10 protein-coding genes are annotated in these 10,621 nt (G+C 71.0%); 6 read left to right on the top strand and 4 right to left on the bottom strand.

The annotated features are described in order from the left end of the window. Positions 1-183 precede the first annotated feature (183 nt). From AB0N03_RS27440 to AB0N03_RS27425, 4 genes are all read left to right on the top strand, one after another. Positions 184-699 (top strand): hypothetical protein, encoded by a 516-nt coding sequence (locus AB0N03_RS27440; protein ID WP_364377356.1) that lies wholly within the window; start codon positions 184-186, stop codon positions 697-699. 23 nt (positions 700-722) lie between these two features. Continuing rightward, the gene (locus tag AB0N03_RS27435; RefSeq protein WP_364377354.1) at positions 723-1,160 is read left to right on the top strand and encodes an SRPBCC family protein; all 438 of its coding nucleotides are present in this window, start codon (positions 723-725) and stop codon (positions 1,158-1,160) included. Positions 1,161-1,226: 66 nt separating this feature from the next. Next, a complete protein-coding gene (locus tag AB0N03_RS27430) occupies positions 1,227-2,630 on the top strand; it encodes an MFS transporter (protein ID WP_364377352.1) in 1,404 nt (467 codons plus the stop codon). A 164-nt stretch (positions 2,631-2,794) separates the two neighbouring features. Continuing rightward, positions 2,795-3,481, top strand: coding sequence for a hypothetical protein (locus AB0N03_RS27425; RefSeq protein WP_364377350.1), 687 nt, complete (start codon positions 2,795-2,797; stop codon positions 3,479-3,481). 58 nt (positions 3,482-3,539) lie between these two features. Here the strand turns inward: AB0N03_RS27425 and AB0N03_RS27420 are convergent, their stop codons facing one another. The 4 genes from AB0N03_RS27420 to AB0N03_RS27405 form a co-directional block, all read right to left on the bottom strand. Further along, the gene (locus tag AB0N03_RS27420; protein WP_364377348.1) at positions 3,540-5,195 is read right to left on the bottom strand and encodes a fumarate hydratase; all 1,656 of its coding nucleotides are present in this window, start codon (positions 5,193-5,195) and stop codon (positions 3,540-3,542) included. A gap of 479 nt (positions 5,196-5,674) precedes the next feature. Beyond that, the gene (locus AB0N03_RS27415; protein ID WP_364377346.1) at positions 5,675-6,703 is read right to left on the bottom strand and encodes a sigma-70 family RNA polymerase sigma factor; all 1,029 of its coding nucleotides are present in this window, start codon (positions 6,701-6,703) and stop codon (positions 5,675-5,677) included. A 344-nt stretch (positions 6,704-7,047) separates the two neighbouring features. After that, positions 7,048-7,473 carry a D-aminoacyl-tRNA deacylase gene (dtd, locus tag AB0N03_RS27410; RefSeq protein WP_364377344.1) on the bottom strand — a complete coding sequence of 142 codons (426 nt, stop codon included), beginning with the start codon at positions 7,471-7,473 and terminating at the stop codon, positions 7,048-7,050. Then, complete coding sequence (locus AB0N03_RS27405) at positions 7,470-8,969, bottom strand: methyltransferase (RefSeq protein WP_364377342.1); 1,500 nt, start codon at positions 8,967-8,969, stop codon at positions 7,470-7,472. The genes dtd and AB0N03_RS27405 overlap by 4 nt, the downstream gene beginning before the upstream one ends. A 28-nt stretch (positions 8,970-8,997) precedes the next feature. On the opposite strand from AB0N03_RS27405, the gene AB0N03_RS27400 reads away from it, so the two are divergent. Together AB0N03_RS27400 and AB0N03_RS27395 are read left to right on the top strand one after the other, a co-directional pair. Continuing rightward, entirely contained in the window at positions 8,998-10,263 is a 1,266-nt protein-coding gene (locus tag AB0N03_RS27400; RefSeq protein WP_364377340.1) for an amidohydrolase, read from the top strand. 37 nt (positions 10,264-10,300) lie between these two features. Beyond that, the gene (locus tag AB0N03_RS27395) at positions 10,301-10,615 is read left to right on the top strand and encodes a DUF3099 domain-containing protein (RefSeq protein ID WP_364377338.1); all 315 of its coding nucleotides are present in this window, start codon (positions 10,301-10,303) and stop codon (positions 10,613-10,615) included. The last annotated feature ends 6 nt before the right edge of the window (positions 10,616-10,621 follow it).

Raw genomic sequence — 10,621 nt, 5'->3', positions numbered from 1 at the left:
GTCGGCTCACGTACCCGGACGGTCGGTTCGCGAGCCGACTCTCCAGGTACGCGAGCCGACTCTCCAGGTACGCGAGCCGACTCTCCAGGTACGTGGGCCGGACCCACCAGTGCCGATCCCACGTTCCGCGACCGGGCCGATCTTCCGTGCAACCCCGCACCGTCCCCCTTCCGTCTTCAGCACATGAGGTACTTAGCGAAGGTGGCCGGGACAGGCGCGATCCTGCTGATGGCGACGGCCTGCGCCGGCCAGAACGTGCCCATCAGCCAGCCCGCCGCCGGGGGGACCTCCGCGGCCCCCACCGGCAGCGTGTCGACGTCGCCGAGTGAGTCGGTACTGCCGGCGCCGCCGTCGGCGAACCCGCCGGGCAAACCCCGGCTGACCGTGCCCGAGGGCAGCACCCCCGTGCCGCCGAACAAGGTCGACGCCGCGGCGCTGCCCGCCGACTACCCGCACGAGGTGTGGACGGCCAACGGCGGCACCATCCTCAACATCCGCGCGCAGGAAGGCGGCTGCGGTCACGCGCTCGGCGAGGCGGCCGAGCAGGCGGGCGACCACGTCGTGGTCAACCTGAGCGAGACCAAGGCCCAGACCGGCCAGATGTGCACCATGGACATCCGGTACCCGGTGATCTCGGTCGCGCTGGCCGCACCGCTGGACCAGCGCACGGTCGTGCTGAAGACCACGCCGCCGAAGTGATCATCCTGGCTTAGGCTCGGGTGATGGGAAGCCGCCAGGTCTCACGCACCGCGATCGTCGCCACGACCCCGGAGAAGATCTTCGGGCTCCTGGCGGATCCGGCCCAGCACCCGCTCATCGACGGATCCGGCACGGTCCGGGCCGCCCAGTCCGGCGGCCCGGACCGGCTCGCGCTCGGCGTCCGGTTCGGCATGGACATGAAGATCGGCGCGTCGTACAAGGTCCTCAACACCGTGGTCGAGTTCGAAGAAGGCCGGCTTATCGCCTGGCGCCACTTCAACGGCCACCGCTGGCGCTGGCGCCTCGAACCCCTCGACGGCGGCCGCACCGAGGTCACCGAGACGTTCGACTGGTCGACGGCGAAGTTCCCGCTGGCCATCAGCCTCAGCCCGTTCCCGCGCAAGAACGCCGAGGGCATCGAGAAGACCCTCGCACGGCTGACGGAGCTGTTCCCGGCCTGACGGGGACCCCAGCACAATTAGTTGTACAGTGCTTAATATTGTCCGTGCAACTAGTTTGGGAGTGCGGTGCCGCAGCCGGTGCGACGGCGGGTGGTCCTGGCCATCTGCTGCCTGAGCCTGTTCATCGTCGGGCTCGACAACACGATCGTGAACCTCGCACTGCCGTCGATCCGCCGTGAGCTGGGCGCGTCGGTCTCGAGTCTGCAGTGGACGATCGACGCGTACACGCTCGTGCTGGCGAGCCTGCTCATGCTCTCGGGCTCGACCGCGGACCGGATCGGCCGGCGCCGGACGTTCCAGACCGGGCTCGCGCTGTTCAGCCTCGGCTCGCTGCTGTGCGGGCTCGCGCCGAACATCGGGCTGCTGGTCGCCTTCCGCGCGTTGCAGGCGATCGGCGGGTCGATGCTCAACCCGGTCGCGCTGTCCATCGTCGCCAACGTCTTCACCGATCCCCGTGACCGCGCCCGCGCGATCGGCGTCTGGGCCGGGGTGAACGGCCTGAGCCTGGCGGTGGGGCCGGTGCTCGGCGGCGTTCTCGTCGCCTGGGCGGGCTGGCGCTCGATCTTCTGGATCAACGTCCCGGTCGGCGTGGCCGCCATCGTGCTGACGGCGCTGTTCGTGCCCGAGTCCCGCGCCCCGCGCCCGCGCCGGCTCGACCCGGTGGGACAGCTGCTGGTGATCGTCGTGCTGGCCTCGCTGACGTACGGGATCATCGAAGGCCCCGGCTCGGGCACGCAGGTGATGGTTGGCTGCTTCGCGGTCGCCGCCGCGGCGCTGGTGGTGCTGCTGCCGTACGAGCGACGGCGCCGGGATCCCTTGCTGGAACTCAGGTTCTTCCGCAGCGTGCCGTTCTCGGGTGCGACGCTCACCGCGGTCGCGGGATTCGCGGCGCTGTCGGGCTTCCTGTTCCTCACCACCCTCTACCTCCAGGAGACGCGGGGCTTTTCGGTGCTGCACGCCGGATTGCTGACCCTGCCGATGGCCGTGCTGACCGCGGTGGGCGCGCCGTTGTCGGGCCGGATGACCGGGACTCGCGGCCCGCGGCTGCCCTTGCTGGTGGCCGGCGCGGGGATCGGCGCGTCCGGCGTCGTGCTGGCGGGGATCGGCCCGGAGACGCCGATTTCCCTGCTGGTGGTGGGTTACGTGTGCTTCGGCATCGGGTACGGCCTGCTCAACGCGCCGATCACGAACGCGGCGGTGTCCGGGATGCCGCGCGAGCAGGCCGGCCTCGCGGCGGCGGTGGCGTCGACGAGCCGCCAGGTGGGGACGTCGCTGGGGGTGGCGGTGGTCGGCGCGGTCGTGGCGGGGAGCGCGGGGACGCCGCCGGGAACGGGCCGGACGGTGTGGCTGATCGTCGCGGGCTGCGGCGCGCTGGTGTTCGCGCTGGGGCTGGTGACGACGGGCCGCTGGGCGCTCGCGACCGCGGCGCGCGTGAGTGGTCCGGACCACGACGACGCGCCGGCGGCCTGACCTCCGCGCGATCCCCTGCTGAGCGCCACCTTTTCGACGACTGGTCCGGACCATGGTGGACGACCGCTGTCGAAGTCGTCGAAAACTCTTTCGAAATCTCGGTGAACCGCCGCTGTTACCGAGCCGTATCCATCAGTGAGGTGGCGATCAGAGAGGAGGGGCCCATGCCCCGGTTGAGCAGTGGTCGGCACCGCAAGCAGGCGACCGTCGGGCTGGCCGCGTTGCTGGGCGTTTCCGGCATCACCGCGGCCGCCATCGCGCTGAGCAGTCCCGCGGGCAATGCGGCGGAAGCGCCCAAGGAGGACTGTGGCGGGCTCGACACCGCCCTGCAGAACAACTTGACCTTCATCGCGGGCCAGCAGGCGAACCCGGACGCGCAGTCGGCCGCGCGGATCGCCAACCGCCAGGCAGTGGTCGACCTGATCCAGCAGCGGCGGCAGGTCGCGGGCTGCACGGCGAACGTCGCGGCGAACAACGGCCAGGCCGCGCAGGCTCCGGCCCAGCAGGCGCCCGCGCAGCAGAACCAGCAGAGCCAGATGAACCAGAACCAGAACGGCGCCGCGGCCGGCGATCAGGCCGACGCGGCTGACCCGGGCGCGACCGGCGACGTCGTGTGCGCCGGCTCCACCGTGACGCTCTCGGGCGAAGCCGGCGCGCCGGCCGCGTCGAGCAACCAGTTCCCGGCGGGGACGAAGCTGAAGGTGACCAACCTGGACAACTCGAAGTCCACGACGGTCGAGGTGACCTCGGTGTCGGGCAGCTGCACGCTGCTCAACAACGCGGCCTTCGAACAGGTTCGGGAACCCGGAAAGTTCCTCATCCGGCGCGCACGGATCGAGCGCGTCGGCTGAGGGAGCAGGGAAGGAAAGGGGGCATCGGCGGCGGGCCGGTGTCCCCTTCCCTTGTGCTTCAACGGAAGCTGATCTGCAGCACCGGGTCGCCGGTGGTGGCGAAGAAGTCGTTGCCCTTGTCGTCGATGACGATGAACGCCGGGAAGTCCTCGACCTCGATCTTCCAGACGGCTTCCATGCCGAGCTCGGCGTACTCGAGGACGTCGACCTTCTTGATGCAGTCCTGCGCGAGCCGCGCGGCCGGGCCGCCGATCGAGCCGAGGTAGAACCCGCCGTGCGAGCGGCACGCGTCGGTGACCTGCTTCGAGCGGTTTCCCTTGGCCAGCATGACGAGTGAGCCGCCGGCGGCCTGGAACTGCTCGACGTAGGAGTCCATCCGCCCGGCCGTCGTCGGCCCGAACGAGCCGGACGCGTAGCCCTCCGGCGTCTTCGCGGGACCGGCGTAGTAGACGGGGTGGTTCTTCAGGTAGTCCGGCATTTCCTCGCCGGCGTCGAGGCGTTCGGCGATCTTCGCGTGCGCGATGTCGCGGGCGACGACCAGCGGCCCGGTCAGCGAAAGCCGCGTCTTGACCGGCAGCTGCGAGAGCTGCGCGCGGATCTCCGCCATCGGCTGGTTGAGGTCGACGCTGACGACGTCGTCGGAGAGGTCTTCCTCGGTGACGTCGGGCAGGAAGCGGGCCGGATCGCGCTCGAGCTGCTCGATGAAGACGCCGTCCGCGGTGATCTTGGCCTTGGCCTGGCGGTCGGCGGAGCAGGACACGGCGACGCCGACCGGGCAGCTCGCGCCGTGGCGGGGGAGCCGGATGACACGGACGTCGTGGCAGAAGTACTTGCCGCCGAACTGCGCCCCGATGCCGAACTGCCGGGTCATCTCGAGGACCTGCTGCTCGAGGTCCCGGTCGCGGAAGGCGTGGCCCAGCTCGGAACCCTCGGCCGGGAGGTTGTCGAGGTAGCGCGCGGAGGCGAGCTTCGCGACCTTCAGGGTGAACTCGGCGGACATACCGCCGACGACGATCGCGAGGTGGTAGGGCGGGCAGGCCGCGGTGCCGAGGCTGCGCAGCTTTTCGTCGAGGAAGCGCGCGAGCCGCTTCGGGTTCAGGACGGCTTTCGTTTCCTGGTACAGGAACGTCTTGTTGGCGCTGCCGCCGCCCTTGGCCATGAAGAGGAACTCGTAGGTCGGGTCCCCCTCCTTGTGGTACAGCTCGATCTGCGCGGGGAGGTTGGTGCCGGTGTTGCGCTCGTCCCAGAAGTTCACGGGCGCCATCTGCGAGTACCGCAGGTTGAGCTGCTGGTAGGCGTCGAAGATGCCCTGCGAGAGAGCGCGCTCGTCGTCCCCGCCGGTGAGGACGCCTTCGCCGCGCTTGCCGATGACGATGGCGGTGCCGGTGTCCTGGCACATCGGGAGGACGCCACCGGCGGAGATGGCGGCGTTGCGCAGCAGGTCCATGGCGACGAAGCGGTCGTTGCCGCTGGCTTCGGGGTCGTCGACGATGGCGCGCAGCTGCTGCAGGTGTGACGTGCGCAACAGGTGCTGGATGTCGGTGATGGCGGTGCGCGCGAGGGTGGTGAGCGCGGCGGGATCGACCTGCAGGAACGTCCGCCCGGCGGCTTCGACGGTCTCGACGCCTTCGTCGGTGACCAGCCGGTACTCGGTGGTGGTGTCCTTGCCGAGGGGGAGGACTTCGGTGTGCTGAAACGGGGTGGTGGACGGCACTGCCAGGCTCCTTTGCCAGCTCCGGGATCGGTCCACCCTACGCAGCGGGAAGCGCCACGCCGAAGAGGCATGCGATCACTGTGAAGTGACCCACCCACCCCACGCGTGTGCCGGGCCGGCCGGAGAGCAACCCCGGTGCGCGAGCCGACCCTCCGCGGACGAAATGGTCGGGAGGCCGGGTCCACCCCGACGGACCCGACCTCCCGGGGAGAGCGGCCGGGTGCGTGCACACCCGGTCGCGTGGTCAGTGCCGCTACCGCAAGCCGCTCCACGAATGTGGCGTGACGAAGGTCATAAGTCAACGCGGCCGAACGGGTGTCGGCGAGGGGTTGCTACCCCGGTCCGGTGACCACGAAACCCCTGATTCGTGGAGAATTTTCCGAGCCGGCCTCACGAACCGCGGAAGTGCTGGTCGCGGGCATGCGAAAGGGGCGGGTGCGCAGTGCACCCGCCCCTTCGACACAGAGCGATCAGAGGTATCAGCTGGCGTAGGCGCGAAGCCGGTCCGCGCGCTCGCCCTGGCGAAGCTTCGACATGACCTCGCGCTCGATCTGGCGGACGCGCTCGCGGGAGAGCCCGAAGTGCTTGCCGATCTGGTCGAGCGTGCGGGGCTGGCCGTCGTCGAGGCCGTAGCGCAGCCGGATGACGTGCTGCTCGCGGTCGTCCAGCGTCGAGAGCACCCGGCGCAGGTCGTCCTGGAGCAAGCTCGAGATGACGGCGCTCTCGGCGTCCGTCGCCTCGGAGTCCTCGATGAAGTCGCCCAGCGGGGCGTCCTCCTCGGCGCCGACCGGCATGTCCAGGCTTACCGGGTCACGCGAGTGGTCGAGCAGGTCCGAGATCTTGTGCGCCGGGATGCCCGACTCGGCCGCCAGCTCCTCGTGCGTCGCGTCGCGCCCGAGCTGCTGGTGCAGGTCACGCTTGATGCGGGCCAGCTTGTTCACCTGTTCCACCAGGTGGACCGGGAGCCGGATCGTGCGCCCCTGGTCGGCCATCCCCCTGGTGATGGCCTGGCGGATCCACCAGGTGGCGTAGGTCGAGAACTTGAACCCCTTGGAGTAGTCGAACTTCTCCACCGCGCGGATCAGACCCAGGTTCCCCTCCTGGATCAGGTCGAGCAGCGGCATCCCCCGGCCGGTGTAGCGCTTGGCGAGCGAGACCACCAGGCGGAGGTTGGCCTCCAGCAGGTGGTTCTTGGCCACGTGGCCGTCGCGCACCAGAGCGGACAGCTCGGTGCGGCGCTTGGTCGTGAGGTTCTCGCCGGTGTCGAGCATGTGCTGGGCGAACACCCCGGCCTCGATGCGCTTGGCGAGCTCGACCTCGTCGGCCGCGGACAGCAGCGCCGTCTTACCGATGCCGTTGAGGTAGACACGCACGAGGTCGGCGGCGGGGCTCGGGGCGTCGAGGTCGCCGTCGGCGAGCGCCCCCACGCTCACCGGCTCCTCGGACACCTGAGCCGGGATGCGCTCGCGAATCCCGCGCGACTCGCGTTCGAGAGTCTGGACTGACATTCTGCCTCCCCGGTCACGGGCTGAACGTGTTGCTGCGGTCGTCCCACCGGGTGCGTACCCGCGGACCGGGGCCTGTGGAACCCGGTACGCCGGTCCGGCCGGCTTGGCTGGACATCTGGCACAACGCTCCGGGTTCCCAAAACGTTCCCGGCTCGCCTGAAAAGGAGACGGCTGCGGACGCGCTCCGGTTGCTCCACCATTGCTGAGCTTTTGCTGAGAACGGTCCGTGCTCGGAGAACCTGAGAATCCCATGTGAATCCGGTCAGGAGGTGAACCGTCCATCCATGCCCCCGCCGCCGCCCTCAACGGAGGCGCTGCGCGCCGCAGCCTCGATTCCGGGTGGTCTAGACCTCTACGAGAACCGTGAACGGACCGTCGTTCACGCTCGAGACTGCCATCATCGCCCCGAAACGGCCGGTCGCGACGGTGGCGCCGCGGCCGCGCAACTCGGCCACGACGGCGTCCACCAACGGCTCGGCGACCTCCGGCCGGGCGGCCCGCGTCCACGACGGCCGGCGCCCTTTCTTCGTGTCGCCGTAGAGCGTGAACTGGCTCACCACGAGCAGCGGCGCATTCGCCGTGGCGCATGATTCCTCGTCACGCAACACGCGCAGCTCGTGCAATTTGCGCGCCATCACGGCGGCCTTCGGCGCGTCGTCGTCCAGGTGGATTCCCAGCAGCACAAGCAAACCCGGGCCGGTGATCGCGCCGACGACCTCGCCTTCGACCGTCACGTCCGCCCGCGTCACCCGGGCCGCGACCGCCCTCACCGGGCCGCCGGGACGAGCATGCCGTGCCGGACGAGCTCCCGGACGACGGGCAGCGCGGCCGCCGCGAGCTCCGAAGCCTCCAGGCCCTGCGCGGCCGCGAGGAGCTCGATCAGGTCCTCCAGGGGCAACGTGCCGCGGCAGCCCGCCAGCAGCCGCGCGGCCAGGTCGTCGACCTCGTGCTGCCAGCCCGGTCCGTCGGTGCGGTGCAACCGCCGGATGGTGGTCGTCCAGCCTTCGTCGCCCGGTTCTTCGACGCTTTCCAGCAAAACGGTGTCGGGCACCACAAAACGGACATCGAGCAGTGAACCGGAATTGCGCAGCCAGTCGACGCGGTCCAGCCAGCCCGCCGCTTCCGGCCCCAGCGGGTCGTCGTAGGCCTGCCGGAGGTCCTCGCACACCACGGTCGGGGTGCGCCCGGCCGCGCGCCGCAGCGTGACGAAGCCGAACCCGATGCCCCGGACGTCGTTCGCGGAGAACCAGTCGAGCCACGCCGCCGCCTTCACCCGGCCCTCCGGCGAGCGCGGGTCGAGGCCCGCGTCCCGCAGCCAGGTGCCGACGTAGAGCGCCGGGTCGGCGACGTCGCGCTGGACGAACCAGGCGTCGGTCTCGGCGGGCAGCCAGCGGCTCACCCGGTCGGCCCAGTCTTCGCGACCCGTGTGCAGCCAGGAGGCGAGCAGCTGGCCCACCCCGCCCTCGTTGAGGAAGCCGGGCAGCTGCCGGATGACCAGCGCGCTCGCGTCGTCGCCGGCCAGCCCGGAGTCGCGGTAGGTGTAGTCGACGCGGGCCGGCCCGACCACGAACGGCGGGTTGCAGACGACCTGGTCGAACTTCCGCCGCGCGACCGGCGCGAACCACTCGCCGTGCACGAGCTCGACGTCCAGCTCGTTCAGCCGGAACGTCGCCGCGGCCAGCGCCAGGGCCCGCGAGGAGACGTCGGTGGCGGTCACGCGCTGCGCGTGCCGGGTCGCGTGCAGCGCCTGGACGCCGTTGCCGGTGCCCAGGTCGAGCAGGGTGCCGACCGGGCGGCGGCTGGTCGCGCGGATCAGCGACAGCGACGCGTGACCGACGCCGAGCACGTGGTCCTCGGGCACGGTGGTGCCGAGCACGTCGGCGTCGAGGTCGGACACGACCCACCAGGAGCCGTCGTCGTCGCCGTGCGGCCGGATGTCGAGGGCGGCGCGGTAGCCGTCCTGGACCGCGCTCAGCACCCCGGCCGCGACCGCGTCTTCGGGGGAGAGCGGTGCGAAGGCGGATTTGACCGCGGTCTCCGGTTCGACGCCGCCCAGCAGGAACAGCCGGATGAGCGTGCCGAGGTCGCCCGCGTCCCGGGTCGCGCGCTCGGCCGGCACCGGCTCGCCGCGGCCCAGCGCCGCGTGCGCGGCCCCGCCGAGGGCGGTCACCACGCCGTCGGCGTCGTAGGAGGTGCGCCGGAAGGCTTCGCGCAGCCGCGCGCAGACGTCGTCGGACAGGTCGGGCAGTACGCTTCGCGTGCTCACGGTGGGTAATGCTGCCACGATGGCCTCCGTGACCCTTGAACGCGTCCTCGCCCCGCTCGACGCGGCGCTGCCCGAGCTCGAAGCGCTGTACATCGACCTCCACCGGCACCCCGAGCTGTCCTTCGCCGAAACCCGGACGGCGGCCGAGCTGGCCCGGCGGCTGGAGCGCGACGGCTACGAGGTGCACACCGGCATCGCCGGCACCGGGGTGCTGGGCGTGCTGCGCAACCGCGAGGGCCCGACGGTGCTGCTGCGCGCCGACATCGACGCGCTGCCGGTCGAGGAGAAGACCGGGCTGTCGTACGCGAGCACCGCCCGCGGCACCGACGAGCACGGCAAGGACGTCCCGGTCATGCACGCGTGCGGGCACGACATGCACGCGACCTGGCTCTCCGGCGCCGCGGCGCTGCTCGCGAAGGGCCGCGACACCTGGTCCGGCACGCTGCAGGTGGTCTTCCAGCCGGGAGAGGAGGGCGCGGGCGGCGCGGTGCGGATGGTCCGCGACGGCCTGTTCGACCGCGCCGGGACGCCCGACGTCGTGTTCGGCCAGCACCTGGTGCCCGGCCCGGCCGGCTGGGTGCTCACCCGGCCCGGCGTGATCATGGCCGCGACCGACACCCTGCGCATCACCCTGCACGGCCGCGGCGGCCACGGCTCGCGCCCGGAGACGACCGTCGACCCGGCCGTGCTGGCCGCGTCCGTGGTGCTCAAGCTGCAGACGATCGTCTCGCGCGAGATCGCCGCCACCGACTCGGCCGTCGTCACCGTCGGCTCACTGCACGTGGGCACGGCGAGCAACGTCATCGCCGACGACGCCGTGCTCGAGGTGAACGTCCGGTCCTTCGACCAGGCCGTCCGCGAGCGCGTGCTCGCCGCGGTGGAGCGCATCGTGAACGGCGAGGCGGCGACCGCCGGGGCGCCGAAGCCGCCCGAGATCGTCCGGTCCGGCTCCTACCCGATCACCGAGAACGACGAAGCCGCCAACGACGCGCTCACGGAGGTCTTCCGCGGCCACTTCGGCGCCGAGGCGGTGCTGGGGGCGCCGCTGGTCACCGGCAGCGAGGACTTCAGCGAGTTCGGCCGCGCGGCCGGCGTCCCGTCGGTGTTCTGGCTGGTCGGCGGCCTCGACGCAGAGACGGTGATCACGGCGATGACCGAGGGCCGGTTCGAGCGCGACGTCCCGTCCAACCACTCCCCGCGCTTCGCCCCGGTGCTGCACCCGACGTTGCGCACAGGCATCGAGACGCTCGCCGCCGCCGCGTTGAGCCGCTTGTCCCACCCAGGTGTCGGATGAGCCCCGCGGGTGGGACGATGGGTACGGAGGTGGTGCAGTGACGACGCCCGCCAACGACTCGGACCCGGTGCTGATCACCGGGGCGGCCCGGTCGTACGAAGAGCAGTTCGCGGCACGCAAGCGCAAGTACGTGATCATGATGGCGTGCCGCATCCCGTGCCTGATCCTCGCCGGGCTGACCTACCACACGTGGTGGCTGGCGCTGGGGTTCCTCGCGATCTCGGTCCCGCTGCCGTGGATCGCGGTCCTGATCGCGAACGACCGCCCGCCCCGCAAGTCCGAGAACGTCTCGACCTACCAGCGCGAGGCGAAGGCGATCGAAAGCACCAGCCACCGGGTCATCGACGGCTGAGAAGCG

The sequence above is a fragment of the Amycolatopsis sp. NPDC051061 genome, from assembly GCF_040682935.1.
Classification (GTDB): Bacteria; Actinomycetota; Actinomycetes; order Mycobacteriales; family Pseudonocardiaceae; genus Amycolatopsis.
Note: the sequence above shows the minus strand (reverse complement) of the source record. Positions and strands in the feature narration are given on the sequence as shown.